General features: G+C 69.2%; 26 protein-coding genes. 5 read left to right on the forward strand and 21 right to left on the reverse strand.

Going from position 1 to position 24,691, the window contains the following annotated elements:
• Positions 1-2 precede the first annotated feature (2 nt).
• Complete coding sequence (locus P5P27_RS13150; RefSeq protein WP_039867183.1) at positions 3-1,043, reverse strand: helix-hairpin-helix domain-containing protein; 1,041 nt, start codon at positions 1,041-1,043, stop codon at positions 3-5.
• Between the two features lie 113 nt (positions 1,044-1,156).
• On the reverse strand, positions 1,157-2,026 hold the full coding sequence (locus tag P5P27_RS13155; RefSeq protein ID WP_006895982.1) for a GntR family transcriptional regulator: 870 nt from the start codon (positions 2,024-2,026) through the stop codon (positions 1,157-1,159).
• 94 nt (positions 2,027-2,120) lie between these two features.
• Here P5P27_RS13155 and P5P27_RS13160 point away from each other — a divergent pair, with 94 nt between their 5' ends.
• On the forward strand, positions 2,121-3,314 hold the full coding sequence (locus P5P27_RS13160) for an FAD-dependent monooxygenase (RefSeq protein WP_045540213.1): 1,194 nt from the start codon (positions 2,121-2,123) through the stop codon (positions 3,312-3,314).
• Here the strand turns inward: P5P27_RS13160 and P5P27_RS13165 are convergent, their stop codons facing one another.
• The 10 genes from P5P27_RS13165 to P5P27_RS13210 all read right to left on the reverse strand — a co-directional run bounded on the left by P5P27_RS13165 (position 3,315) and on the right by P5P27_RS13210 (position 12,394).
• A complete protein-coding gene (locus P5P27_RS13165; protein ID WP_045540214.1) occupies positions 3,315-4,163 on the reverse strand; it encodes a DegV family protein in 849 nt (282 codons plus the stop codon). It lies immediately after the preceding gene.
• Between the two features lie 42 nt (positions 4,164-4,205).
• Positions 4,206-4,916, reverse strand: a complete 711-nt coding sequence (octT, locus tag P5P27_RS13170; protein WP_006895979.1) for a diglucosylglycerate octanoyltransferase — start codon at positions 4,914-4,916, stop codon at positions 4,206-4,208.
• Between the two features lie 6 nt (positions 4,917-4,922).
• A complete protein-coding gene (locus P5P27_RS13175) occupies positions 4,923-5,636 on the reverse strand; it encodes a histidine phosphatase family protein (protein WP_006895978.1) in 714 nt (237 codons plus the stop codon).
• Positions 5,633-6,064: a ribosome silencing factor gene (rsfS, locus tag P5P27_RS13180; protein WP_006895977.1), complete on the reverse strand. Its 432-nt coding sequence runs from the start codon at positions 6,062-6,064 to the stop codon at positions 5,633-5,635. Before rsfS ends, P5P27_RS13175 begins: the two co-directional genes overlap by 4 nt.
• Positions 6,061-6,714 carry a nicotinate-nucleotide adenylyltransferase gene (nadD, locus tag P5P27_RS13185; protein ID WP_006895976.1) on the reverse strand — a complete coding sequence of 218 codons (654 nt, stop codon included), beginning with the start codon at positions 6,712-6,714 and terminating at the stop codon, positions 6,061-6,063. The genes rsfS and nadD overlap by 4 nt, the downstream gene beginning before the upstream one ends.
• 189 nt (positions 6,715-6,903) lie before the next feature.
• Positions 6,904-8,307 (reverse strand): vWA domain-containing protein, encoded by a 1,404-nt coding sequence (locus P5P27_RS13190; protein ID WP_006895975.1) that lies wholly within the window; start codon positions 8,305-8,307, stop codon positions 6,904-6,906.
• A 34-nt stretch (positions 8,308-8,341) separates the two neighbouring features.
• A complete protein-coding gene (locus P5P27_RS13195; RefSeq protein ID WP_278124350.1) occupies positions 8,342-9,271 on the reverse strand; it encodes an AAA family ATPase in 930 nt (309 codons plus the stop codon).
• Complete coding sequence (locus tag P5P27_RS13200) at positions 9,268-10,557, reverse strand: glutamate-5-semialdehyde dehydrogenase (protein ID WP_278124352.1); 1,290 nt, start codon at positions 10,555-10,557, stop codon at positions 9,268-9,270. Before P5P27_RS13200 ends, P5P27_RS13195 begins: the two co-directional genes overlap by 4 nt.
• Positions 10,558-10,583: 26 nt before the next feature.
• A complete protein-coding gene (locus P5P27_RS13205) occupies positions 10,584-11,693 on the reverse strand; it encodes a sensor histidine kinase (protein WP_278124354.1) in 1,110 nt (369 codons plus the stop codon).
• Positions 11,690-12,394 (reverse strand): response regulator transcription factor, encoded by a 705-nt coding sequence (locus tag P5P27_RS13210; RefSeq protein WP_278124356.1) that lies wholly within the window; start codon positions 12,392-12,394, stop codon positions 11,690-11,692. Before P5P27_RS13210 ends, P5P27_RS13205 begins: the two co-directional genes overlap by 4 nt.
• Positions 12,395-12,544: 150 nt before the next feature.
• On the opposite strand from P5P27_RS13210, the gene P5P27_RS13215 reads away from it, so the two are divergent.
• The gene (locus P5P27_RS13215) at positions 12,545-13,159 is read left to right on the forward strand and encodes a DUF305 domain-containing protein (protein ID WP_278124358.1); all 615 of its coding nucleotides are present in this window, start codon (positions 12,545-12,547) and stop codon (positions 13,157-13,159) included.
• A gap of 250 nt (positions 13,160-13,409) precedes the next feature.
• On the opposite strand, the gene P5P27_RS13220 is transcribed toward P5P27_RS13215, so the two are convergent.
• The 5 genes from P5P27_RS13220 to P5P27_RS13240 form a co-directional block, all read right to left on the reverse strand.
• Positions 13,410-13,778, reverse strand: a complete 369-nt coding sequence (locus tag P5P27_RS13220; protein WP_423201258.1) for an NUDIX hydrolase — start codon at positions 13,776-13,778, stop codon at positions 13,410-13,412.
• Between the two features lie 48 nt (positions 13,779-13,826).
• The gene (locus P5P27_RS13225; protein ID WP_278124361.1) at positions 13,827-14,594 is read right to left on the reverse strand and encodes an HNH endonuclease family protein; all 768 of its coding nucleotides are present in this window, start codon (positions 14,592-14,594) and stop codon (positions 13,827-13,829) included.
• 70 nt (positions 14,595-14,664) lie between these two features.
• Positions 14,665-15,093, reverse strand: a complete 429-nt coding sequence (locus P5P27_RS13230) for a CBS domain-containing protein (protein WP_062367024.1) — start codon at positions 15,091-15,093, stop codon at positions 14,665-14,667.
• 285 nt (positions 15,094-15,378) lie between these two features.
• A complete protein-coding gene (gene recG / locus P5P27_RS13235; RefSeq protein ID WP_278127445.1) occupies positions 15,379-17,649 on the reverse strand; it encodes an ATP-dependent DNA helicase RecG in 2,271 nt (756 codons plus the stop codon).
• Positions 17,649-19,304, reverse strand: a complete 1,656-nt coding sequence (locus tag P5P27_RS13240) for a DAK2 domain-containing protein (protein WP_278127446.1) — start codon at positions 19,302-19,304, stop codon at positions 17,649-17,651. The genes recG and P5P27_RS13240 overlap by 1 nt, the downstream gene beginning before the upstream one ends.
• A gap of 316 nt (positions 19,305-19,620) precedes the next feature.
• On the opposite strand from P5P27_RS13240, the gene rpmB reads away from it, so the two are divergent.
• Positions 19,621-19,812 carry a 50S ribosomal protein L28 gene (gene rpmB / locus P5P27_RS13245; RefSeq protein ID WP_006895964.1) on the forward strand — a complete coding sequence of 64 codons (192 nt, stop codon included), beginning with the start codon at positions 19,621-19,623 and terminating at the stop codon, positions 19,810-19,812.
• Between the two features lie 141 nt (positions 19,813-19,953).
• Positions 19,954-20,745 carry an enoyl-CoA hydratase/isomerase family protein gene (locus tag P5P27_RS13250; RefSeq protein ID WP_006895963.1) on the forward strand — a complete coding sequence of 264 codons (792 nt, stop codon included), beginning with the start codon at positions 19,954-19,956 and terminating at the stop codon, positions 20,743-20,745.
• A gap of 10 nt (positions 20,746-20,755) precedes the next feature.
• Here P5P27_RS13250 and P5P27_RS13255 read toward each other — a convergent pair whose 3' ends face one another.
• From P5P27_RS13255 to thiL, 3 genes are read right to left on the reverse strand one after another with little or no spacing between them, the layout of a single operon-like run.
• Positions 20,756-21,433: a uracil-DNA glycosylase gene (locus P5P27_RS13255; RefSeq protein WP_278124365.1), complete on the reverse strand. Its 678-nt coding sequence runs from the start codon at positions 21,431-21,433 to the stop codon at positions 20,756-20,758.
• Positions 21,430-21,954 carry a gamma carbonic anhydrase family protein gene (locus P5P27_RS13260; RefSeq protein WP_006895961.1) on the reverse strand — a complete coding sequence of 175 codons (525 nt, stop codon included), beginning with the start codon at positions 21,952-21,954 and terminating at the stop codon, positions 21,430-21,432. The genes P5P27_RS13255 and P5P27_RS13260 overlap by 4 nt, the downstream gene beginning before the upstream one ends.
• 17 nt (positions 21,955-21,971) lie before the next feature.
• On the reverse strand, positions 21,972-22,949 hold the full coding sequence (gene thiL / locus P5P27_RS13265) for a thiamine-phosphate kinase (RefSeq protein WP_278124368.1): 978 nt from the start codon (positions 22,947-22,949) through the stop codon (positions 21,972-21,974).
• A gap of 79 nt (positions 22,950-23,028) precedes the next feature.
• On the opposite strand from thiL, the gene P5P27_RS13270 reads away from it, so the two are divergent.
• Positions 23,029-23,604 (forward strand): DUF3515 domain-containing protein, encoded by a 576-nt coding sequence (locus tag P5P27_RS13270; RefSeq protein ID WP_278124369.1) that lies wholly within the window; start codon positions 23,029-23,031, stop codon positions 23,602-23,604.
• Between the two features lie 6 nt (positions 23,605-23,610).
• Here the strand turns inward: P5P27_RS13270 and P5P27_RS13275 are convergent, their stop codons facing one another.
• Positions 23,611-24,621 carry an NAD(P)H-dependent glycerol-3-phosphate dehydrogenase gene (locus tag P5P27_RS13275; protein ID WP_062367028.1) on the reverse strand — a complete coding sequence of 337 codons (1,011 nt, stop codon included), beginning with the start codon at positions 24,619-24,621 and terminating at the stop codon, positions 23,611-23,613.
• Positions 24,622-24,691 lie beyond the last annotated feature (70 nt).

Consider the following 24,691-nt stretch of genomic DNA (forward strand, 5'->3'; position numbering starts at 1 on the left):
CGCTAACCGACCGTCACCAGCGGCTTGAGCTTGGCCAGCCTGCCCGGTCCGATGCCGTCCACCTCCGCGAGCCGGTCAACCGAGTCGAACCGGCCGTGAGCCTGCCGCCAGGCCAGAATCGAGGCTGCCGTCACCGGGCCCACTCCGGGCAGCGCGTCCAACTGCTCGGCGGTGGCCGTATTCAGATCGACGAGGCCGGTGCCCGCCGCCGGCGCACTGCCGCCGGGAACCGATGGCGACTCCCCCGCCGGCGCCGAACCCGCCGCCACCACCGCGCTGCGGACCGTCGCCTCCTCCCCGCCCCTGCCGATGAGGATCTGGTCTCCGTCGTGCAGCGGCTGTGCCATGTTCAGGCTCAGCAGATCGGCGCCGGGCCGGGCCCCGCCTGCTCGCTTCAGCGCGTCCGCCACTCGCGCCGCACCGGTCAGTTCCACCAGACCCGGCCGATTGACCAGACCCACGACGCTCACCACGATCCGCGGAGACGACGGCGGCGGTACCGACGCGGAATCGCCGCCGGATGCGGCCGCCGGCGCGCGCGGGCCGGCGCTCGACTCGAAGGCCACCAGCGGCGCCGTCGGCTCGTTCTGTTTCAGCAGTGAGTACCCGGCGATCGCACACGCCACCAGACCGACGACGATCAGGCCGATCGCGGCCGGCGGCAGCATCGTGAACCGGCGACGCGGCGCATCCCATTCGTCGTCCCACGGCTCCTCATCGTCACCGTGCCGGGATCGGTCGCCGTCACCGAGCGACTCGATGCCCGCCGGCTCGTAGCGCTCCGGCTCATAACCTTCCTGCTCATAGCCTTCCTGCTCGTAGTCGTCGGGGCGGTCGGCGCCGTCCTCGTCCTCCGGTTCATCCGAGAGGCAGTCGAATTCAGCCCGCTGCGACCACGCCCGTCGGCCCTGGGGCGTATCGAGCCAGTTCGGCATGCCAGTGACACCCCACGGCGTGTCGGCCCGCGGGGCCGGCCCCGCCAGGCGTGCCAGTGGATCGGCCCCGGTTGCGCGGTCGCGGGCCACCCGCTTGTTCCTCCCCATGCCGGGAAGAGTAGGCAGCGCGCCCGCCGCGCGGCGGTGCCGATCCGGCGATCCCGGTCATCTGTGGACCGCTTCGCCGAACTCCACAGACGCGGCGCACGCGTCGAGCCCGCTCAGCTCACGGACGACTCGATGCCGTCGAGGAATCTCCGCAGCGCCGACGTCAACAGCACCTCGGGATCGTACGGGTACCCCACCTCCATGATCCGGCGCATGTTCGGGAACCGATCCGGTGGCGTCAGTCTGCGCAGCTCCGCCACCTGGGTGTCCATCCACTCGTCGTTGCTCATCCCCGTCTCCGCGGCGTCGGCCAGCTCCGGCTCGAGAGTCAGACCCACCGCCCGGATCAGATTCAGCAGGCCGAGATAGTCGGTGAACGCCTGCACCGGATCGAGTCCGGTGGCGTGAAGCGCGGACAGCATCGATTCGGCGAGCGGCATCGCCTGGGGCATGGCCGCGGGCCGGGTCATCGAGAGCGCGCCCGCCAGCCACGGGTGACGGACCATCGTCGCCCACATCGACGTCGCGGCCGCCTCCAGATCGGCGCGCCACTGTCCCGACGCGTTCGGTGCCCGCACTTCGCCGAGGACCCGGTCCACCATCGCGAACTCGAGTTGTTCCCGGCTCGGCACGTACCGGTAGACGGCCATCGTCGGAATCTCGAGCGCCGAGGCCAGCCGTCGCATCGACACCGCGGCGAGCGACTCGGCGTCGGCGATCGCGACGGCCGCGCTCACCACGCCGTCCGCGGTCAGCACGGCGGGGTCGCCGCCGTCCGGTGCGAGCACCACGCTGCCCCGTCCGGGCACCGACTCGATCAGACCGTCCGCCTGCAGCAGCGAGAGCACGCGGCTCGCCGTCGCCATCGCCACGTTGTGGTCGCGCATGATCGCCCGGGTGGATGGGACGGCGTCGCCCGGGCGCAATCGCCCGGTGACGATCCGCATTCGCAACTCGTCCGCGATCTGCTCCGCTCGGCTCATCTGACCGCCCTCCCCCAGTGCTCTAGTGCACTTTTACGAAAAGTACACGTGAACACCGTATCGCAGTGCACTCGATACGGCGTACGGTCGCAACATGAAGAAGTTGGAGATCCTCATCAGCGGCGCATCGATCGCCGGCCCCGCATCCGCTCTGCTCCTGGCCCGGCAGGGGCACCGGGTCACCGTGGTCGAACGGGCTCCCCGGCTCCGCCCCGGCGGCCAGACCGTCGATCTGCGCGGGGCCGGACGGACCGTGATCGACCGAATGGGACTGACGCCGGCCACCGACGCACGCCTGCTCGACCAGCGCGGGATCGCGACGGTCGACGCCCGCGGCCGACGACGCAGCGAACTGCCCGTGGAAGCCTTCGGCGGCAACGGCATCGTCTCGACTCACGAGATCCTGCGCGGCGATCTCGCCGAGGTGCTCGTCGGGGCCGTGCCGGAGTCCGTCGAGTACCTGTGGGACGACTCGGTACGCGCCATCGAACAGCACACCGGCTCGGTGACCGTCTCCTTCGAGCGCGCCCCAGACCGCTCGTTCGACCTGGTCGTCGGTGCCGACGGGCTGAGGTCCGCGGTGCGCCGCGCCGCCTTCGGCCCCGACGACCGCCATCTGCGGCCGATCGGGCTGCGGTACGCCTGGTTCACGGCGACCATCGATCAGCCGCTCGACGGCTGGTATCTGATGCACAACAGCCGCGGCGGCCGAGTGGTGTCGGCCCGCCCGTCACGCGTCGACGGGACGGTCAAGGCCTCGCTCGCCGTCCGCGGAAGCGACCCGGAGCCGCTGCACGACCGCGAGAGCCAGTGGCGCATGCTCGAGGAAGCGTTCGACGGCGTCGGATGGGTGGCGCCCCGATTGCTCGAGCAGATGCGCTCGGCGACCGACTGGGCGTACGCCGATCTCGCTCAGGTGCGGATGGAGCGTTTCGCCTCCGGGCGGGTGGCGCTGGTCGGCGACGCCGGTTACTGCCCGACACCGCTGACGGGTCTGGGCACCACCCTGGCTCTGGTCGGGGCATACGTCCTGGCCGGTGAGCTCGGGCGTTCCGGCGGCGAGGTCGCGCCCGCGCTCACCGAGTACCAGGCGGTGATGCGGCCGTTCATCGCGCGTACTCAGCAGCTGCCGCCCGGCGGCGCATCAGGATACGCGCCGTCGAGCCGTGCGGCCGTCGCCCTGAGCCGCTTCTCCTACTGGTCGATGAACAAGTGGCCGATGCGGTCGTTGCTCGCCGGCCAGTTCGCCAAGGCCGACGGCATCGATCTGCCCGACTACGGCGCGTGATCAGCGCAGGGGCCCCAGTCCGTGTCCGAGGCTGATGCCGACCGCCCCCGGCCCCACGTGGCTGCCGAGCACGGCGCCGAGATCGACGACGATGGTGGAGGTGATGTTCTCCAGCCGCCTGCTGATCTGCGCGAGCACCTCGGTCGCCAGGTCGGGGTTCTGACAATGCTGGATCCCGACTGTCACGGCGTCGTCGCCCGCGAGTTCCACTGCGGCGTCGAGCATCTTCGCGACCGCCTTGGTGGACGTGCGATGCCGTTCGCGCAGCGTCAGGAGCCCGTCGGACATGTGCAGGATCGGCTTGATCGCCAACGCCGAACCGAGCAGGTGTCCGGCGGCGCTGATCCGGCCGCTGCGCCGCAGATTGTCCAGCCCCTGCACGCAGAGCAGTGATTCGGCCGTCGCGGCCGCCCGGACCGCGGCCTCGTACACCTCGTCCCGAGACGCGCCGTTCTCGGCCGCCTGAACCGCGGCCATCGTCGTCAGGCCGAGCGAGATCCCGACCGAGCGCGAGTCGACGACGCGGACCTCACCGTCGGTCTGGTCCGCCGCCAGACGCGCGGCGCCCCACGTGCCCGACAGCCTGCGCGAGATGTGCACGGCCACCACCCCGTCGCCCTCGCTGGCCTCCCACGCCTGCGCGTACGCGCGCTTGAGATCGCCGAGGTTGGCACCGGACGTGGTGACCTTCTGGGAGCCGATGACGTCGGGCGGGATCTCGTCGACGCCTTCGGCGTACTGGGCACCGTCCTCGGTGTGCAAGTACAGCGGCACCTGGCCGATCCTGTGCTCGTCGAGGAGTGTCGCGGGCAACCGCGAGGACGAATCGGTGACGACGACGACTGGCACCCCTACACGGTAGCCGGTCGGTTTGGGTGATTCGACGGTGAGTCAGCCGAGAACGGCGCGGACCGCGGGCGTCATGAGCGCGGCGATCCGTCGGTGGGCCTCGAATCCCCAGTGGATGCCGTCCGGGTTCATCTCGACCGCCGGGTCGGCGAACGCCTCCGCCGTCACCGGATAGAAGTCCACGGTCGGCAGTCGGTGGCGTCGCGCCCACTCGCTGATCGCGGCCGTGGTCGGGATCCGGCCCGGGTGGACGTTTCCGTAGTACGGGCTGTCGTGGGTCGGAGGCAGCGCGACGACGACCGGCAGATCCGGACGCAGGTGCGCGAGCGCACCCCGGATCTTTTCGAAGTAGCGTGCGGTCTCCGCCGGCGGAATGGCCATGGGCCAGCCGATCGGCGACAACCGGGGCTGCAGCCAGCCGTAGGCGCCGCGCACCGCCTGGCGTAGCTTCGCCGGCCGCACGTATCGGATCTGCTCGCGCAGCGCGGTCGGCAGCGGCGACGGCAGCGAGTCCATCCCGCCGAACGCCAGCACGAGGACCTCGGCTTCCGGCACCGCGGCCCACACCCGCGGGTCCTGCGTGATCGCCCACCAGATGTCGCGGCTGGTCCAGCCGATACGCGCGAAGAGTTCGACGTCGCGGCCGGTGTCCGCACCCACCAGGTTGGGCCAGATCCGCGGATCGTCGGCGGCGAGCCCTCCAGTGGCTCCGTAGAAGGACAGGGAGTCGCCCAGCACCATGATCGAACCCATAGCGGTCTACTGCACCGTGCTCTCGGCCGACTCCGCGGAGGCGTTCCAGACGTCCAGACGCCACACCGGTTCCTCACCCGGCAGGGCGTGGCCGGACAACTGCACCCAGCTGGTGTTGGCGAGGCCTCCGAAAATGGGCCAGTTCTCCACCGGCAGCCCGAGCAGACCCGCGGTCAGCGCGGCGATCACCCCGCCGTGCGCCACCAGAACCACCGGCGCCTCGGCGTTCTCGCCCTGCCCCCAGTCGTCGAGACGGTCGACGAGTTCGGTGACCACCGGGACCGACCTGCCCGCCACCTCGACGCGTGACTCACCGTTCGGCGGCGCCCAGTGGGCGTCGTCGCGCCAGTGCCTGCGCGCACCGGGCGCGACGGTGTCCACCTCGGTGTGGGTCATACCCTGCCAGTCGCCCAGATGCGTCTCCCGCAACCGGACGTCGGTCTCCACCTCCTGGCCGGTCACCGCGGCCAGCGCGAGCGCCGTGTCGTAGGCGCGGCGCAGGTCGGAGGAGCGGATCAGCCGGGGTCCACGAGTGGCGAGGGCCCGGCCGGCGACAGCCGCCTGCGCCACCCCGACCGGCGACAGCTCGGTGTCGAGTTGACCCTGCATCCGCCGTCCCGCGTTGTACTCGGTCTGTCCGTGGCGCAGCAGGATCAGCCTGCGGACGATCGGAGTCAGCCGTTCGACACTGGTGTCGCCGGCGTCGGGTTCACTTCTCATTCGCCCGTCGCGGATTCTGCGCCGGAGGGTTCGCCGTCGTCCTCGGCGGCGCGATCGCGCGACGGCGGCTCGATGCCGTCGATCTCGATCGCCGGGCAGTCCTTCCAGAGCCGTTCGAGCCCGTAGAAGTCGCGCTCGTCGTCGTGCTGGACGTGCACGACGAGATCGCCGTAGTCGAGCAGCGCCCAACGGCCCTCACGCGTCCCCTCCCGGCGCAACGCCTTGTATCCGGCTTCGCGCAGCTTGTCCTCGATCTCTTCGACGATCGAGTTAACCTGCCGTTCGTTGTCCGCAGACGCGATGAAGAAGGCGTCGGTGATGACGAGCGTGTCGGAGACGTCGAGGGCGACGATGTCGGTCGCCACCTTGTCGGCGGCGGCCAGAGCCGCGATCGTCACCATCTGGCGGGCTTCGGGAGAAGCGGTCACGCGAGGTCCTTTCGGTACAAACCGTGCTTGGCGATGTACTGGACCACTCCGTCCGGTACCAGGTACCAGACCGGGCGTCCCGCGGCGGCGCGTGCACGGCAATCGGTCGAGGAGATCGCCAGCGCGGGGATCTCCAGCATCTGCAGGGCATCGGCCGGTTTGGCCGCCAGATGCTCCATCAGATGTGTGGCATTCAGTTCGTATCCGGGTCGCGAGACTCCGATGAAGTTCGCGAGCTCGAAGAGGTCTTCCCAATCATGCCAGGAGAGAATCGTCTCCAAGGCGTCCGCACCGGTGATGAAGTACAGTTCGTCGTCCGGATAGGTCTTCCGGAGGTCGCGGAGGGTGTCGACGGTATACGTCACGCCTTCGCGATCCACGTCCACCCGACTCACCGTGAACCGCGGGTTGGAGGCGGTGGCGATGACAGTCATCAGGTACCGGTGCTCGGCGGGCGAGACCAGCCGCGACGGGTCGGGCGCGTGGTCGCCCTCCTTCTGCCACGGTCGGCCCGTCGGGACGAAGACCACCTCGTCGAGTCCGAAGCGGTGGGCCACTTCGCTGCCCGCGACGAGGTGCCCGTTGTGGATCGGATCGAACGTCCCGCCCATCACGCCGATCCGGCGGGGCGCGCGTGCGGCCTGTGACATGCCGGTTGAGTCTACCGGGAGCGGTTCGGGCGGCGGTCGCGGGCCGGGGTGCGGGGTCGGGAGGGTTTCGACTCGCTCCGCTCGCTCAACAGGCCTGGGAAGAGTCGCTCAAACAAGCCTGGGGAACGGTCGCTCAATTAGCGTGGAGAAGGGGCGCTCAGCAGGCCTGGGGAAGGACGTGCGGGAGTGTCAGACCGGGAGCAGGTCGGCGATCACTCTCGACAGTTGGTCGGCGTTGCGGCACTCGAACATCTCGATCACCTCTGCATACTTGCCGGCGTCCGAGTCGCCGGAGTCCCACGACGACCGGCGTTCCGGGTTGAGCCAGTAGGCGTTGCGGACACGGTCGCGCATCGCGGCGAGGGCGTCGGCGTGCGTCGGGCGGAAGTTGTTGCGCGCATCGCCCAGAATCAGCAGCGCGCTCTTGTGCGTGAGCGAATCACCGTAGCGGGCGTTGAACCCCTTGAGCATGTGACCGTAGTCGGAGTGGCCGTCGCGCGTGCTGATCGAGGCCTCGGTCAGCATGCGGTGCATCCGCTCGCCGAACTGCTCGTCACCGCTGCCGCGGTCGAAGAACTCGGTGACCTCGTCGACCGTGTCGACGAAGGCGAACACCCGCACATGGGAGAACTGCTGGCGAAGGGCGTACACCAGTTGCAGCGTGAACTGACTGAACCCCGCGACCGAACCGGAGACGTCGCAGATCACCACCAGTTCGGGTTTGCCGGGCCGCGGCTTGCGGCGGCGCAGCTCGATCGGCACGCCGCCGGTCGACATCGAGGCTCGCAGCGTGGCCCGCACGTCCACCTGGCCGTGATGGTTGCGCCTGCGCCGGAACTCGAGCTTCGCCGCCAGCAAGCGCGCGATCGGTGCGATCGTGCGCCGCATCTTGGCCAGATCCTGCGGATTGGCCGAGAAGAAGTCGATCATCTCCGGCAGCTTCGGCACCGCGTACTGGCCGACGGCGTCGCGCCCGCGCACCTCGGCCATGCGGCGCTGCGTCTCAGTCGTCACCGCGTCCCGCAGCCGTTCGGTCGCGTCCCGAGCCGCGCGACGGCTCATCGGATCCGTGCCAGGCCGCCCGCCCGACTCCGTCGGCTCCCCGCCGGCCATCGCCGCCGCGATACGGGCGATCAACGTCTGCGGCGAGATCGCCGTCATCGCCTGATAGGTCGAGTACGCCTCACCGCGCGCGGACTCGTACTGTCCCACCTCGCCGACGATCATCGCGACCAGCTGGTCGAACCGGCCGTCGCTCATCGCCTCGGCATCGGCGAGCACATCCGCGGTCAGCTCCCGCAGGGCCTGCACGTCGACGTTGCCGTCCGCGTCGCGCGGAACCTCCATGGCCGACCGCCGCGCCGCCGAGCCGAGCGGGAACCACAGCTCGAAACACAGATCGAAGGTGTCGCGGTGAGTGTGGTCGCCCAGCAGCGTCGCAGCGAGCCCTTCCCGCAGCGAGTCGCGGTCGAGCAGATCGAGCACGCTCATCGCCTGCCCCGCGTCGATCAGACTCGACGGCCCCACCGTGATGCCGCGGCTGCGCAGGTCGTCCACGAAACCGGTCAGGGTGTCGACGAGCGGCTCCGTCATCGACTGCGTGATCCCATCAGTGACATCCCACCGCTCATCTGTCACCGAGTTTGAGTTCGCGCAGTGCGGTCTTCACATCCGGGCGGTGTTTGAGCACCACTCCCAGGGTCCGCGCCACCAGTGAGTCGTCGATCCGGCCCGACGCGACGTCGGCGCCCGCGGTCATCGCCAGAAGGGTGTTGCCCCAGTCGATGGTCTCCGCCACCGACGGCTTCTTCTTGATGTCGAGGGTCCGCAGCACCCCGACGATCCGCACGATCTCCTCCGCCAGCCGGGCAGGCAGCTCCGGCACGCGGGAGGCGAGGATCTCCCGTTCGAGTTGTGCGTCCGGGAAGTCGATGTACAGGTACAGGCAGCGGCGCTTGAGCGCCTCCGACAGTTCGCGGTTCGCATTCGACGTCAGGAGCACGATCGGACGGCGGACCGCGGTCACCGTCCCCATCTCCGGAATCGTGATCGCGAAGTCGCTGAGCACCTCGAGCAGCAGACCCTCGATGTCCACGTCGGCCTTGTCGATCTCATCGATCAGCAGCACCGTGGGCTCGGTCCGCGAGATCGCCGTCAGCAGCGGCCGTGCGAGGAGGAACTCCTCGGAGAAGATGTCACCTTTCGTCGCATCCCAGTCCCGATGACCCGCCGCCTGGATCGCGAGGATCTGCTTGGCGTGATTCCACTCGTACAGCGCCCTGGCCTCGTCGATGCCCTCATAGCACTGCAGCCTGACCAGCTCCGAGCCGGTCGCCTGCGCCAGCGCACGGGCCAGTTCCGTCTTGCCGACACCCGCGGGGCCCTCCACCAACAGCGGCTTTCCGAGCCGGTCGGCGAGGAAGGCCGTGGTGGACGTCGCGTCGTCGGCCAGATAGCCGGTCTGCTTGAGCCGTGACCGGACGTCGTCGACCCCGGTGAACGCGGGCCGCACGTCGTCACGCACGGTGGGACCGCCGATGTTCTCCGCCGCGCTCATGCGGGACGGATCTGTCCGTCGCCCCACACCAGCCATTTGGTCGAGGTGAGTTCCGGAAGCCCCATCGGCCCACGCGCATGGAGCTTCTGCGTCGAGATGCCGATCTCGGCGCCGAAGCCGAACTGCTCGCCGTCGGTGAACGCCGTGGACGCGTTGACCATGACAGCCGCCGCGTCGACGCGCGAGGTGAACTCGTTGGCCGCCGAGAGACTTCCGGTGATGATCGCTTCGGTGTGACCGGTGCCGTACATCGCGATGTGCTCGATCGCGGCGTCGATGCCGTCGACCACCTTGAGCGCGATGTCGAGCGAGAGGTATTCGCGGTGCCAGTCGTCCTCCGTGGCGGGTTCCATTCCGGGTTCCTCACCGTGGATCACCACTCCCTGAGCCTGCAGCGCAGAGGTGATCGGAACCAATGCTCGGTCAGCGATCTCGCGGTCGATCAACACGGTCTCGACCGTGTTGCAGACGCTGGGCCGACGGGTCTTGGCGTTGAGCACGATCCGGGTTGCGACGTCGACATCGGCATCCCGGTGGACGAAGATGTGGCAGTTGCCGGTTCCGGTCTCGATGGTCGGGACCTTGGCGTTCTCGACGATCGCGTTGATCAGTCCGGCACCGCCGCGCGGGATCACCACGTCCACCAATCCGCGCGCCTGGATCAGCGCGGTGACGCTCTCGCGGCTCTCGCTCGGCAGCAACGACACCGCGTTCGGGTCGATCTGGTGGTCGCGCAGCACTCCGCGCAGCACCTCCACCAGCGCCGCGTTGGACGCCGCGGCCGACGACGACCCGCGCAGCAGGACCGCGTTTCCGGATTTGAAGGAGATGCCGAAGCCGTCGACCGTGACGTTGGGGCGGGCCTCGTACACGAATCCGACCACGCCCAGCGGCACCCGCACCTGACGCAGTTCGAGACCGTTGGGCAGGGTCTTCCCGGCCAGCACCTCGCCGATCGGATCGGGCAGCGCCGCCACCTGGCGCAGGCCGCCGGTGATGCCCGCCACGCGCTCCGGGGTCAGACGCAGTCGGTCGACCAGCGACGCCTCGGTGCCTGCTTCCTCGGCGCGACGCACATCGTCGGCATTGGCTGCGAGAACGTCCTCGGCTGCCGAGTCGATTGCATCGGCGGCCGCCAGCAGCACGGCGTTCTTCTGCGCGGTCGTCAATGGCCCGAGCGTGCGGGCGGCCTTCTTGGCGGCGGTGGCGAGTTCGGTGACCGCGGCCGTGACGTCTGCCGTCACGCCGGCGGTCGCGTCGACCGAATCGGCGGTGGGTGCACTCATGACTCCAGGGTAGCCGCGACGGCCGGTCACACCCGCGGCAGCCGCACGGTGAACGTCGCTCCCCTGCCGGGCCCGTCGCTCGCCGCCGACAGGCTGCCGCCGTGCTGTTCGACCAGAGCCCGCGCGATGGTGAGCCCGATCCCGCTGCCACCGTGGTCCCGATCGCGGGCGGTGTCAGCACGATAGAACCGGTCGAAGACGTGGGAGAGATGGTCGGAGGCGATACCGTCGCCGGTGTCGGCGACCTCGATGACGGCGTCCGGATCGGCACAGCGCGTCCGCAGCGTCACCGCGCCACCGTCAGGAGTGTGCCGCAACGCGTTGGCCAGCAGATTTCCCAGGACTTGGCCGATCCGTGCGGGGTCGGCGCGGACGGCTGTCGCCGCATGCGCCTCCACCCGCAGCGTCACTCCCTTCGCCGCATACGCCTCCCCCGCCGCGGCGGCCGCCGACTCCGCGAGTTCACGATCGGTGGTCCGCACCGGCATCACCGACAGCGCGCCCTCCTGCGCCTGCGACACCGCGGTCACGTCCTCGGCGAGACGGCGCAGCCGGCCGGTCGCCGCATGCAGGATGTCCATCGTGTCGGCGTCCGGCCGCCGGACACCGTCCTCGACGGCTTCGAGATACGAGTCGATGGTGGCGAGCGGGGTGCGCATCTCGTGGGCGAGGTCCGAGAGCGTCCGGCGGCGCGTCGCCTCGGTCTCCGCCAGCCGTGCGGCGAGCCGGTTCACCGCTGCGGCGAGCGCGTCGAACTCCCGTCCCATTCCGCCGCCGTGCACCCGCACGTCGTACCCGCCGTCCGCGATCCGGGCGGTCGACGCCGCCACCGCCGTGACGGTCCGTTGCGCGCGTCCGGCGAGGTACCAGCTCACCGCGAGCGCGGACACCGTGGCGATCACGGCGGCCAGTCCCCACGACACACCCACGGCAGCCGCGAAGGCGCGTTCGACGTGCATCGCCTCGCTCGAATCGCGGTCGATTCCCGCTTGACGCAGATGCTCATGGAAGATCCCCGGAGCGACGAGCCACGCGATCATCAGTGCGCACGCGGTGGTGGCGACCACCACCGCCGCCATCACGAGCATCAGTCCGGTGCCGACCGCGAACCGGCTCGGCCGACCGGTCGCGGTCATCGCCCGGTGCCCATTCGATAGCCGACGCCGCGAACGGTGCGCACATATCGTCCGTGGGCCGCGTCGTCGCCGAGCTTGCGTCGCACGTGGCCGATGTGGACGTCGACGAGGTGGTCGTCGCCGACCCATTCCGGGCCCCATACGGCGTCGATGAGGCGACTGCGCGAGAACACCGTTCCGGGGGCCGACGAGAGCGCCTCGAGAACATCGAACTCGGTGCGGGTCAGATGGACCGGCGCGCCTGCCACCTGCACCTCTCGGCCGGGAACGTCGATGGACAGGTCACCGACCACGCGGACCGTGCCCGACCGGCCCGCCGCCGCTCCGGCGAAACCGTTGCGAGGACGCCTCATCCGCGCCTGGATCCGTGCCGACAGCTCTCGCGGACTGAACGGTTTGGTCACGTAGTCGTCCGCCCCGATCGACAGCCCCACCAGCGTGTCGACCTCGTCGGCGCGTGCGGTCAGCATCACCACGTAGGCGTCGGAGAAGGTGCGCAGCCGGCGGCACACCTCCACACCGTCGAGTCCGGGCAACCCCAGATCGAGGACCACCACGTCGGGGTCCACACTTCGCGCGCGGGCCACCGCCTCGCCCCCGTCGCCGGTCACTGTGACCTCGAACCCGTCCCGCTCCAGGTACGACGCCACCAGCGCCGCGATCGCCGCCTCGTCCTCCACCACCATCGCCCGTGCCGACATGGCCTCCATCTTGACCGGAATCCGGCCGGGATCTCATCTACCCGGGTGCCGACGGTCCGGAGCTTGAGCAAACTTTCACAGAAGGGTCATCGAACGAGGCGAGTCCGTGCGGCAGACTGGCTCGAGACCACCACGGAAGGAACGCTCATCGTGAGAACCCGACTCGCCGCCACCACGATCGCCGCCGCAGCCGTCATCGTCGGCGCCGCCGCGTGCAGCCCGAACGAGGAGGCCTCGGACGCCACCCACGACATGTCGAGCATGTCGGCCTCGCACGAGGCTCCGCATTCGTCGCAGGCGTCCGCCGGCACCGAACACAACGAAGCCGACGTGATGTTCGCTCAGATGATGCTCCCGCACCACGAACAGGCACTGGTGATGAGCGACATCATTCTCGCCAAGCCGGGTGTCCCGGGCAATGTCACGACACTGGCCAAGCGGATCAAGGACGCGCAGGGGCCGGAGATCGACAAGCTCAAGTCCTGGCTCACGGCATGGAACGAGCCGACGCATTCGTCGATGGACCACGAGATGGACGGCATGCTGTCCGAGGACCAGATCGCTCAGCTGCGCGCCGCGCAGGGCACCGACGCCGCCCGGCTCTTCCTCACGCAGATGATCGAGCATCACGAGGGCGCGGTCGACATGGCCAAGGAGGAGATCGCCGACGGCAAGAACACCGACGCGGTCGAGATGGCCCGCGACATCGCCGACTCCCAGCAGTCCGAGATCGATGAGATGAAGGCGATGCTGAAGGGCTTGTGAGTCACCCCAGGGTCATTGAGCGAGCGCAGCACCCCCAGGCTCATTGAGCGAGCGCAGCGAGTCGAAATCCCCCACCCCCGGTTTCGACTCGCTGCGCTCGCTCAACCACCGAGCACGAGAGTTCGACCCGCCGCAGAGCGCACCCTCCCCAAGCGCATTGACCGGGCGCACCTCCCCAGGCTTATTGAGCGAGCGCAGCGAGTCGAAATCACCGCACCGACAGCCAAGCCGAGAGGAGTCGCTCGACCCTTCAATCGACGGGCGACAAGACGGGGAACACCGCGTCGCGCAACAGCGGAGCGATGTCGGCTCGGCTCCGGTCGGTGGGCTCGACCCACGCGATCTCGGCGATCTCCGCACTCGCCGCGGGAACGCCGACCAAAGGGTGCTCGAAGACCTCCGCGACGACGATGTGACCGGGTTCGTTCGCGGCGTCGGCTTCGAACGTGCCGAGAGCACGCAGTGAACTCTCATCCAGGTGCACGCCGAGTTCCTCCCGCGCCTCGCGTACCGCGGCTGACGCGAAACTCTCCCCCGGATCGAGCTTTCCGCCGGGGAACATGAACAGCGACGACCCGCGTTTGCGCACTACGAGCACGCGGCCCACCCGGTCGCGCATCACCACGGCGCTCACCACGATTCGACGATCCACTGTTCTCCCACCCGCTCAGCACGACCTCAGGACCGCACCGAGGATATCTCTCGACGGAACGTCGATCGGGAGTCCGTACGCGGTGAGGACGGCCACGAACTGGACCGCGTACTGGCAGTGAAAGGCACGCAGCGGCGGCATCCAGCGAGCCGGCTCAGCATCCGACTTCGCCTGGTTGCTGGCACCGTCCACCGCGACGAGGTTCGCCGGGTCGTTGGCGAACGACCATCGGCGCGGCGCCGGCCACCTCGACGCCCCCAGGTCCCAGGCGTAAGAGAGCGGAACGATGTGATCGATCTGCACTGCCGCCGAACCGCGACCGCGCTGGAATCCGATCGTCCGACCGGTGTACGGGCTGGTCAGCGTGCCTGAGGCGACAGCACTCGGGCACGACGACGTACCGGTTCGCGCCGAAACCACGAGGTCGCGGGCGAGGATGTCGTTGCGGGTGTCGCAGGCATTGCCGCCGCCCCGCACCGCTGCATCGTCTGTCCACGCCGGACCGAAGGCGTCCCGGTCGTACGACGAGTCGTGAGACGGCCGTCGGCCGAGGACGGGAAGCGCAGACAGCGCGGCGCGCGCCCGTACAACGGCAGCCGCCGGCACCTTCGAAGGCGTGTGCGGAAGACCTGCCCCGACCGCGACCACTGCGGACGTGATCGCGAAGACCACGAGGATCATCCACTGCCGGACAGTGAGCCGAATCCGCCCGGGTCTGCGCCGCGACCGGCTCCACCGCCATCGCTGAGCGGCCGCACGCGGCAGGCCGAGAAGACGCCCCATGCTCCTTAGACGCAGCCGCGACGGTCGCGGTTCCGCGACACGCGCTCAGCGCTGGATGTAGCGCACGCGCTCAGTGCTGGATATAGCGCACCAGATGTTCACGCTCGGTCTCCAGCTCATCGATCGCGCTCTTGACCACGTCCCCGATACTGATGATCCCGACCAGCGCGCCATCGTCGAGTACCGGGAGGTGACGGACGCGGTGTTCGGTCATCGTCTCCCGCAGCCCCTCGATCTCGTCGCCGGGAGAGCAGGTGTGCACGATGGGAGTCATGATCCGGCCCACCGGTCCGTCGAGGATGTCCGCGCCGCCCGAATGCAGCCTGCGAACCACATCGCGTTCGGAGACGATGCCGGCGAGTGCACCGCCCTCGTCGATCACCACCACCGCCCCGATGTTCCACTCGTCGAGCGTCGCCAGCAGACTGCGCACCGTGGATGCGGCGCCCACGGTGATCACTCCGCTGCCCTTCTTGCTCAGGATCTGGGAAATCCGCATTTCGCCGTCCTCCACCCGTTCGGTGAGCTGAATTCGACATCTCCAGGGTCCGCCAAAACTCGCCGAAAGACCAGACCCTGTCGCACCGCTCCCGCGCCGGTTGACGAGCGGGTACGGGCGCGACGGGGTTCCCAGCCCGGGGATGCGGTGGTTTCGACTCGCTGCGCTCGCTCAACCAGCGGGAGGGGAGCCGCTCAACCAGCGGGAGGGGAGCCGCTCGACCAGCGCGGGCGGGAGCCGCTCAACCAGCGCGGGCGGGAGCCGCTCGACCAGCGGGCGAGACGGTCACGACTTGTCGAGGTACTCGGCGCGGGAGGGCAGCAGGATTGAATGCACGAGATCGGCGAGCGGTTGGTGCGCCACCAGATCCGGATCATCGAGCACGATCTGCTCCGCGAGGTCGCGGGCATCCGCGATGACCTCGGTGTCGTCGAGCAGCGAGAGGAAGCTCAACGAACTCTTTCCTCCTGACTGCAACGATCCGAGGATGTCTCCCTCGCGTCGCTGTGCGAGGTCGACGCGGGCGAGCTCGAAGCCGTCGTTACTGGCCTCGACAGCACGGAGACGCTCCATCGACGGCCCCATGTCGCTCGCCGTCGTCATCAGCAGGCACAGCCCGGCATGACGACCGCGTCCCACGCGACCGCGGAGCTGGTGCAACTGGCTCACGCCGAACCGTTCGGCATTGACGATCGCCATCATGGTGGCGTTCGGGACGTCGACGCCGACCTCGATCACGGTGGTCGCGACCAGCACGTCCACGTCTCCGCGGGTGAAGGCGTCCATGACGTCGTTCTTCTCGTCGGCGGGCAGCCGGCCGTGCAGGATGCCGATGCGGCGGCCCGCGAGCGGTCCCGCCTCCAACTGTTCGGCGAGGTCCAGCACGGAGACGGTGTCGTCGTCGGACTCCTGATCCTTGGCGGCCTTCTTCGACTTCTTCACGTTGGTCTGTTCGTCGCCGATCTTGGTGCACACCACATACACCTGTCGGCCGGCGTCGATCTCCTCATTGGCCCGTGCCCAGACCCGGTCCACCCACTTCTGGTTGCGCATCGGCACCACGCTGGTGGCGATGGGCTGCCGGCCTCGCGGCAGTTCGGTCATCACCGACGTCTCGAGATCACCGAAGGTGATCATCGCGACGGTGCGGGGAATCGGAGTCGCCGTCATCACCAGGAAGTGCGGCCGGGTCTCGTCGCGACCCTTGGACCGCAGGACGTCGCGCTGTTCGACACCGAAGCGGTGCTGTTCGTCGACCACGACCATCCCGAGATCGAAGAACTCCACATGTTCTTCCAGCAGTGCGTGCGTGCCGATGACGATGCCCGCCTCCCCGGTGACCGCGTCGAGCAGCGTCTGGCGTTTGGCCGCGGTCCCGAGCGATCCGGTCAGCAGTCCGACGCGGGTCGCACCGTCGGCGGCGCCCAGTTCACCCGCTCGCGCGAGGTCTCCGAGCATCGTCATCACGGTGCGGTAGTGCTGGGCGGCGAGGACCTCGGTGGGTGCGAGGATCGCGCACTGGTGGCCGTTGTCGACCACTCGGAGCATCGCGAGCAGAGAGACGAGGGTCTTGCCGGAACCGACCTCGCCCTGCAGCAGCCTGCTCATCGGGTGCTCGCCGGCGAGGTCCTCGCCGATCTCCGCGAGAACGTCGCGCTGGCCGCCGGTGAGTTCGAACGGCAACCGTTCCAGGAGCCGATCCTCCAGGCCGCCGGGAACGTGCGGGCACGAGCGCGCCGACTCCGAGACCGCGCTCAAACGCCTGCGGGCGAGCTCGGTCTGCACGGCCAGCGCTTCGTCGAACTTCAGCCGAGCGCGTGCGGCCTCGATGTCGTCGAGGCTGTCGGGCAGGTGGATGCGGCTGATCGCCTCGTCGGCCGTGATCAGACCGCGTTCGGCGCGCTGCGCCTCCGTGAGCGGGTCCTCGGCGGGCACCGTGTCCGCCAGCACCTGCCTCACCGCACGCCAGATCTCCCAGGTCTGAACGTCTTTGGTGGCCGGATACATCGGGATGATGTCGCGCGAGAAGTTCGCGACGTCGTCGGGCGACGCGGTGGATCCATGCGAGCCCTTGCCCTCCGACTCGGCTTCCTCGGCGGCCAACTCGCCGATCATGGCGGCGTTTCCCACGACGTCGATGCCGTCGTCCTCGGGCAGCACCATCCAGTCCGGATGCGACAGCTGGATCTGGTCGCGGAAGAGCTTCACGGTGCCGGCGAGCGCGACACGGGTACCCGGTCGCAGCACCTTCTGGATCCATCGGGCGTTGAAGAAGCTGGCCTCGTAGTCGGCGCGGCCGTCGTTGACCACGATCTTGAGAAACTGTCCGTACCTGCGCTTCATCTGGATCATCTGCGCCTTCTTGATGCGCCCGATCACAGTGATCCACTCGCCCGCCTCCGGGCGCTCGGACTCCGACAGATGACCGCGCCGCAGGTACCGGCGCGGCACGTAGCGGAGCAGTTCACCGACCGTGGTCAGTTCCAGTCCGGCCAGTTTCTTCAGCAGCGCCGGGTCCACCGACGAGTCGGTCAGCGGCGAGGCGGCGGTCAGCATCATTCGACACCGACCTGCAACAGGTGCGACGACTGTCCGGTCTCGTACAGCGCCAGTTCGATGCCCGGGTAGTGCGCGTGCAGATGCTCGGCAATCGCCTCCCGCGTCCGTTCGTCGAGGTCCCGGCCCGCGAGCACGGTCACCAGCTCGCCGCCGGTCGCGAGCATCAGATCGAGCAGCGCGGTGGCCGCCTGCCGCTGCTCGGGTGCGATGACCAGCACATCGGAGCCGATGAGTCCGAGGGTGTCGCCGATCTCGCAGGTGCCTGCCAGAGTCATCATCTTGGTGTTGGAGTGCATCAATGAGCCCCAGCGCGTGTTCGCGGCCGCCTCGGCCATGGCGAAGGCGTCCACGTCGGGCTCTTCGATCGGATCGTGCACGGCCAGGGCGGACAGGCACTGCACCATCGACAGCGTCGGCAGGAAGACCACCGACCGTTGGGGCGAACGCGCCTGCGCGCCCACCTGTACCAGATCCTGCGAGGACATCATCCCGTTCCCCATCACGATGACGTGGGCGCTGTCGGTCGCGCGGATCGCCTTCGAGAGCGTCGCCGGATGGACGCCGTGATCGGCCCGGACCACTGCCGCTCCCGCCTCGGCGAAGAGTTGTTCGGCGCCGTCGCCGGTGACCAGGACGACGACGGCCCGTTTGAACCGCGGCGGCGGCTCGTTGGCCCCCGGCGCGGCACGGATGGCGTCGAGCGCGAAGCAGCTGATCCGGATCTCGGTGAGCCGACCCAGTTCGATCCCGGCTTCGACCGCGGCCCCGGGGTCGTCGGTGTGCACATGCACGGAGAACCGCTCGCCGTCGGCGGAGCTGTCGCCGACGATCACGACCGAGTCGCCGAGTTGTCCGAGCCGGTCGCGGAGCGCGCCGATCTGCGCTCCTTCGGCGCCGTCGAGCAGATACATCACCTCGAAGTCGGTGTCGCCGGCACCTCCGCACTCTCCGGTCTCGTGGCCCGTACCGTGCACACTCGAGGTGAGGATGCCGCGGTAGGCGCGGCGCTTGTTGGCGACGCCGGTGACGACCAGCACGAGCGCGTCGGCCATCACCAGGAAGCCTCGTGCACCGGCGTCCACCACGCCCGCGCTCGCGAGTTCGGGCATCTGCTCGGGCGTGTGCTCGAGTGCTTCGGCGCAGTCGTCGGCCACCGCGCGCGCCAGATCCGCCGGTGATCCGGCGACATTGGCCGCAGCCGAATCCGCCGCGACCTGCAGCAGAGTGAGAACAGTTCCCTCCCTCGGCTCGCTGACGGCACGCCGGGCCGCGAGGGCGCCGAGGCGCAGCCCGTTCTTGCACAGTCGATTGAAACTGTGGTCGTTCTCGGCCATCGCGAGATCGACCGCGTCGGCGATCCCGACCAGGACCTGCGAGAGAATGACGCCGGAGTTGCCGCGAGCGCATCCGACGGCCGCCTCCGCGAGAGTGCGGGTCACCGCGGGCAGATCGGCCGCGCCGTCGAGTTCGTCGAGGACCGCGAGCGCGCCGGCCATCGTCTGCGCCATGTTGCTTCCGGTGTCCGAATCGGGGATCGGGAAGACGTTGAGGTCGTTGATCTCCGGACGCAGCGCCTCGAGGCCGTCGGCGCAGGCACGTGCCCAGTCCCTGATGAGCTGAGGATTGACCGCGGTACTGCTGTCTCCGGTCATCAACCGCACGACCACCCCGCCTTCCCGTCGCTCTCCGCCGGCCCGTCGCGATCCTCGTGCGCGGTCGCCGAACCGCCGGTGAACCTCGAATGTGCCCCGAGGTTACCGCCCGCCCCCGACACTCGGACAGGTACTGTCGCGGCGTCTGATCCGGGCCCCTCGCCGAGGTCGCCGGGACTCTCGCGTTCCGGCGCCGATTTGGACACCCGAGGTCTGCGCGGTTATTCTATTCGGGTTGCCGATCGTCGCGGCGCGCACCGCAGCGCCCGCTATCGGCTGACCACTGACCCAAGTTTTCTACCAAGGGAGTTCGATCATGGCTGCCGTTTGTGACGTTTGTGGCAAGGGCCCCGGCTTCGGCAAGTCGGTCTCGCACTCGCATCGGCGCACCAACCGCCGCTGGAACCCGAACATCCAGTCTGTGCGCGTCGAGGTCGCCCCGGGCAACAAGAAGCGCAAGAACGTGTGCACTTCGTGCCTCAAGGCGGGCAAGACCGTCAAGGCCTGAGCGCACCACGCGTGAGGAGATCGCCGCCCGGCAGTGCCGGGCGGCGATTTCGTCGTCTCCGGAATCGCCGAGTGCACCTGTCCGGCGCGGACTGCAACCACCCGGACCGGCCGGCGACGAGCGTTCCGTAGAGTACTCGCCATGGCCTCTGATCTGATCCGCGTCGACGACGACGGCGTTCTGAACCTCACCATCTCGACCGGCGATGCGGGAACCGCTCTCGATCACGCTCTGGTCCTGGAGTCGCGCGAGGCGCTGCGCGCTGTCACCCGGGGAAAGCTCGAGGCGGGTGCGGTGCTGCTCCGCGGCGCGGGCAAGAACTTCTGCGCGGGTGGCAATGTCGCGGCGTTCGCGGCGGCCGACGACCGCAGCGACTACCTGCGGGGCCTGGCCGACGATCTGCATTCGACGATCGAGTTCCTCTACGAGACGGAGCTTCCGGTGGTCGCCGCGGTGAAGGGCTGGGCCGCCGGCGCAGGTATGAGCCTCGTTCTGCACGCGGACATCGCGATCGGCGGTCGCGCCACCAAGATGCGTCCCGCCTATCCCGGAATCGGACTGTCGCCCGACGGCGGCATGTCATGGCTGCTCCCCCGCGTCGTGGGCGCGGCCCGCGCACGGCACATCATCATGACCGACCAGATCCTGGACGCCGACCGCGCGCTGGACCTCGGCATCCTGTCGGAGATCGTCGACGACGCTTCCGTCGAGCAGACCGCCCACGACGTCGCGGCCGGGCTCGCCTCCGGACCGCGCGGCTCCTACCGCGCGATCCGCCGTCTGCTGCACCACAGCGCCACCAGCACCCTCGGCGATCAGCTCACCGCGGAGTCGGCCTCGATCGCAGCCCTCGGATCCACGCCCGAGGGCGTCGAGGGAGTCGACGCCTTCGTCGCCAAGCGCGCGCCGGACTACGCCGCCGCCCGCCGGTAGTCCGACCGGATCAGGGCAGACGCCAGTCCACCGGATCGCCGCCGAGATCGAGCAGTTCCTCGTTGGCGCGGGAGAAGGGTCGCGAACCGAAGAACCCGCGCGACGCCGAGAGCGGCGACGGGTGGGGCGATTCGATGACCGGGACGTCGGGCAACCACTTCACCAGCTGCCGGGCGTCGTTGCCCCACAGGATCGCCACCATGGGCTCGTCGCGCGCGGCCAGCGCCTTGATCGCGCACTCGGTCACCTCTTCCCACCCCTTGTTGCGGTGGGACGCCGGTTCGCCCGGGCGCACCGTCAGAACTCTGTTGAGAAGGAGAACGCCCTGCCGCGCCCACGGCGTCAGATCGCCGTTGGCCGGACGGGGATAACCGAGGTCTTCGCAGTATTCCTGGTAGATGTTCTGCAGCGATCGCGGAATCGGTCGGACGTCCGGCGCCACGGAGAAGCTCAGTCCCACAGCGTGCCCCGGCGTGGGATAGGGATCCTGTCCGACGATGAGAACCCGGACGTCATCGAAGGGCTGCGCGAACGCGCGCAGCACGTTCTCTCCGGCGGGCAGGTAGCGACGGCCGGCCGCGATCTCCTCGCGCAGGAATCGGCCCATCCGTGCGACCGTCTCCTCGACCGGCGCCAGTGCCTGAGCCCAGCCGGGATCGATCAGCTCGGCCAACGGCTTGGCGCTCACGCGTCGAGCCTCCGGAGGCTCTTCCGGTAGTACTGGGCGTTCTGGTAGTAGAGCTCGGTGTTCTGCTGCAGATGGCCCTCCGGAACCTGATAGCCCTCGCGGAGGCGGGCCGGGACGCCGAGCACCATCGACCGCTCGGGAACCGTGAAGCCGTACGACACCACCGCACCGGCGCCGACCACCGAGCCCGCGCCGATCACCGAACGGTTCAGGACCACCGAACCCGACGCGATCAGGCATTCGTCGCCGATCGTCGATCCCTCGATATGCGCGTTGTGCCCGACGACGCAACCGGCGCCGATCACGGTGGGCTCGGTGAAGGTGCAGTGCACCACCGTGCCGTCCTGGATGTTGGTGCGGTCGCCGACGGTGATGGTCCCGTAGTCGCCGCGGAGCACCGCTCCCGGCCAGATCGAGACCCCGTCGCCGAGCGTCACCGCACCGATGACGGTCGCGTCGGGATGAATGAAAACGTCTGTGCCGAGAACCGGCTCACGATCGCCGAGTGCGTAGACAGCCATACGTCGATCTAATCAGGTCAGGTCTCGGTGAACGATTGCCACCCGCGGATCTCTCCGACGGCCGCGCCGTCGATGCGGGCATCGGGCTCGCCGTCGGACACCGTCCCGATCACCGTCCAGCCCGCGGGGACAGCCGAGGGCTCGAAGGCCGCGAGCAGTTCGTGTTCCTCGCCGCCCGCGAGGGCCCATCGCGCGGGGTCGACGCCGAGCGCAGCCCCGAGTTCGGCGAGCCCGCGGACCTGGGGAACCGACGCCGAATCGATGTCGATCCGTACCTGCGAAGCCTCCGCCATCGTGATGATCTCCTCCACGAGGCCGTCGGAGACGTCGGTCATCGCCCGGGCGCCCGCCAGCGCCGCCACGCGCCCCTGACCCAGATCCGGCCGCGGGAGGCGGTAGGCCTCGACCAGATCGGAGAACTGCTCCAGCAGAAGGGGATCCGCCCCGTGCTCGACGGCGGACAGAGCCGCCAGACCGCCTGCCGGACCGCCGAGCGGACCGCTGAGCGCGAGCACCTCGCCGCCGCGCGCACCCGACAGCGCCACCGCCTGCGTGCCGTCGAGAACACCGAGGGAGGTAACGGTCAGCACCACCTCCGACGAGGACACGAGGTCGCCGCCGAGCACCCGCGCCCGGTACCTGTGGGTCTGGTCGACGATGCCGGCGTTGAGCTCGAGCACGCGCTCCACCGGCGTCTGCGGCGGGCAGCCGATCGACACGACGACGCCGGTGAGAACCCCGCCCATCGCCGCGATGTCGGCGGCGCTCTGGACCACCGCCCGTGCCCCGATCTGCCGCGGAGTCGACCAGTCGAACCGGAAGTGCCTGCCCGCGACCGCTGTGTCGGTGCTGACCACCACCGGTCCGGTGGGCGCGAACACCGCTGCATCGTCGCCCGACCCGATCACCAGATCGTCGGTGTCACCGCCCGACGCCGCGGCAGTGGTGAACATCGCGACCAGCGCGCGTTCTCCGACTTCACCCACTGTCTTCATCGGGCCGATGCTACCGCCGGCGCACCGCGAACGGTCGCACCGATTTCCACGGACGCAGTCCATCGATCACACTGGCAGCATGAGCGACGGCACCGGGAACACTCCAACGGAGAAGGCTCAGGACGGCCAGACCGCGGCCGATGAGGGACCGCGATTCAGTCCGGCGATGATCGCCACCCTGGTGGCAGTCCCGGTCATGGTGATCGCCGGCTTCATCACGTACGCGGCGCTGCACTTCTCCGCCGACGACACCCCGCCGTCACCGGTCGAGTCGTACACGACCACCGCCGCCGACGCCGCCGGCTGCGCCGAGTTCATCAAGAAACTGCCCGATGAGCTCGGCGACTTCGAGGGCAAGTCGGTCGACGGGACCACCGTCCGATGGACCAAAGCCGACTCCGACCCGGTTGTGGTGCGCTGCGGTGTCGAGCGGCCCGACGAACTCGCGCCGACGAGTTCACTGCAGGTGATCAACCCGGTCCAGTGGTTCATCACCGACACGATCGAGGGCCGCGGTCAGGCGTACGTGAGCGTCGACCACCGCCCCTACGTGGCCGTGTGGGTGCCCGCGGGTGCCGGCAACGCGCCGATCACCGACGTCTCGGCGTTGATCGAGAAGAATCTGCAGCGAGCCCCGCTCGACTTCGGCCGCTGACGCGGTTCAGGCCCGCCCGTACACCTCCGGTTTGGTGCTGCGCCCGAGCAGGGAACTGACCATGTCCGACACCGACATGCCCTCGTGGCACACCTGGTGGACGGCCTCGGTCAGCGGCATCTCCACCCCGTGCGCCTTCGCCAGCGCCAGCACCGACGAGCACGATTTGACGCCCTCGGCCACCTGCCCGTTGGTCGCCGCCTGAGCCTCGGCCAGGCTCGCGCCCTCGCCTAGGCGGGCACCGAAGGTTCGGTTGCGCGACAGCGGCGAGGAGCACGTCGCCACGAGGTCGCCGATGCCCGCGAGACCGGCGAGGGTGGTGATGTCGGCGCCCAGTGCCACTCCCAGCCGAATGGTCTCGGCGAGACCGCGCGTGATGATCGTCGCCAGCGTGTTCTCGCCGAAGCCCATCCCGGACGCCATGCCGCACGCGAGCGCGATCACGTTCTTCGCTGCTCCGCCGATCTCGCAGCCGACGACGTCGACGTTGGTGTACGGACGGAAGTATCCGGTGGCGAACGCCTCCTGCACACGAACCGCCTGGGCCTCGTCGACGCATGCGATCACGGTGGCGGCGGGCTGTCCCTGCGCCACCTCTTTCGCGAGGTTGGGTCCGGTCAGCACCGCGATCTGCCGAGCCGGGAACCCGGTGACCTCGGCGATCACTTCGCTCATCCGCTTACCGGAACTCGTCTCGACGCCCTTGGCGAGGGACAGCAGGATCGCATCGGCGGGCAGATGCGGTCGCCAGATCTCGAGGTTGGCACGCAACGACTGCGAGGGCACCGCACACACCACCAGTTCGGCGCCGGCCAGCGCCTCCTCCACGGAGCCGACGGCCCGCAGACTCTCGGGCAGCGCGATACCCGAGAGGTAATCGCGATTCTCGTGGGCGGTGTTGATCTGCTCCACCAGCTCCGGACGGCGAGCCCAGATCTTCACCTCGTTGCCCGCATCGGCGAGCACCTTCGCCACCGCGGTGCCCCACGATCCAGCACCCATCACTACTGCACGCACTCGCGACTCCTCCACCCACGACCGGTAACTGCGGTCCACCCTAGCGCCACCTCGCCACGGCTCAGCGCCG

Origin of the sequence: Gordonia sihwensis (assembly GCF_029632925.1) — a bacterium.
In the GTDB taxonomy this organism is placed as follows: Bacteria; Actinomycetota; Actinomycetes; order Mycobacteriales; family Mycobacteriaceae; genus Gordonia; species Gordonia sihwensis.

What these genes read in the sequence shown, in the direction of transcription:
- P5P27_RS13230 (WP_062367024.1), bottom strand. Translation starts at nt 15,093, where the DNA reads ATGCGGATTTCCCAGATCCTGAGCAAGAAGGGCAGCGGAGTGATCACC.
- P5P27_RS13240 (WP_278127446.1), bottom strand. Translation starts at nt 19,304, where the DNA reads ATGACCGGAGACAGCAGTACCGCGGTCAATCCTCAGCTCATCAGGGAC.
- P5P27_RS13150 (WP_039867183.1), bottom strand. Translation starts at nt 1,043, where the DNA reads ATGGGGAGGAACAAGCGGGTGGCCCGCGACCGCGCAACCGGGGCCGAT.
- octT (WP_006895979.1), bottom strand. Translation starts at nt 4,916, where the DNA reads ATGGGTTCGATCATGGTGCTGGGCGACTCCCTGTCCTTCTACGGAGCC.
- P5P27_RS13195 (WP_278124350.1), bottom strand. Translation starts at nt 9,271, where the DNA reads ATGAGCGCGGCGGAGAACATCGGCGGTCCCACCGTGCGTGACGACGTG.
- P5P27_RS13270 (WP_278124369.1), top strand. Translation starts at nt 23,029, where the DNA reads ATGAGCGACGGCACCGGGAACACTCCAACGGAGAAGGCTCAGGACGGC.
- P5P27_RS13250 (WP_006895963.1), top strand. Translation starts at nt 19,954, where the DNA reads ATGGCCTCTGATCTGATCCGCGTCGACGACGACGGCGTTCTGAACCTC.
- P5P27_RS13210 (WP_278124356.1), bottom strand. Translation starts at nt 12,394, where the DNA reads ATGTCGGCACGGGCGATGGTGGTGGAGGACGAGGCGGCGATCGCGGCG.
- P5P27_RS13155 (WP_006895982.1), bottom strand. Translation starts at nt 2,026, where the DNA reads ATGAGCCGAGCGGAGCAGATCGCGGACGAGTTGCGAATGCGGATCGTC.
- P5P27_RS13220 (WP_423201258.1), bottom strand. Translation starts at nt 13,778, where the DNA reads ATGCGCGACCGGGTGGGCCGCGTGCTCGTAGTGCGCAAACGCGGGTCG.
- recG (WP_278127445.1), bottom strand. Translation starts at nt 17,649, where the DNA reads ATGCTGACCGCCGCCTCGCCGCTGACCGACTCGTCGGTGGACCCGGCG.
- P5P27_RS13160 (WP_045540213.1), top strand. Translation starts at nt 2,121, where the DNA reads ATGAAGAAGTTGGAGATCCTCATCAGCGGCGCATCGATCGCCGGCCCC.
- nadD (WP_006895976.1), bottom strand. Translation starts at nt 6,714, where the DNA reads ATGTCACAGGCCGCACGCGCGCCCCGCCGGATCGGCGTGATGGGCGGG.
- P5P27_RS13260 (WP_006895961.1), bottom strand. Translation starts at nt 21,954, where the DNA reads ATGGCTGTCTACGCACTCGGCGATCGTGAGCCGGTTCTCGGCACAGAC.
- P5P27_RS13225 (WP_278124361.1), bottom strand. Translation starts at nt 14,594, where the DNA reads ATGGGGCGTCTTCTCGGCCTGCCGCGTGCGGCCGCTCAGCGATGGCGG.
- P5P27_RS13190 (WP_006895975.1), bottom strand. Translation starts at nt 8,307, where the DNA reads ATGACGGAGCCGCTCGTCGACACCCTGACCGGTTTCGTGGACGACCTG.
- P5P27_RS13205 (WP_278124354.1), bottom strand. Translation starts at nt 11,693, where the DNA reads ATGACCGCGACCGGTCGGCCGAGCCGGTTCGCGGTCGGCACCGGACTG.
- rpmB (WP_006895964.1), top strand. Translation starts at nt 19,621, where the DNA reads ATGGCTGCCGTTTGTGACGTTTGTGGCAAGGGCCCCGGCTTCGGCAAG.
- P5P27_RS13175 (WP_006895978.1), bottom strand. Translation starts at nt 5,636, where the DNA reads ATGAGAAGTGAACCCGACGCCGGCGACACCAGTGTCGAACGGCTGACT.
- thiL (WP_278124368.1), bottom strand. Translation starts at nt 22,949, where the DNA reads ATGAAGACAGTGGGTGAAGTCGGAGAACGCGCGCTGGTCGCGATGTTC.
- P5P27_RS13200 (WP_278124352.1), bottom strand. Translation starts at nt 10,557, where the DNA reads ATGAGTGCACCCACCGCCGATTCGGTCGACGCGACCGCCGGCGTGACG.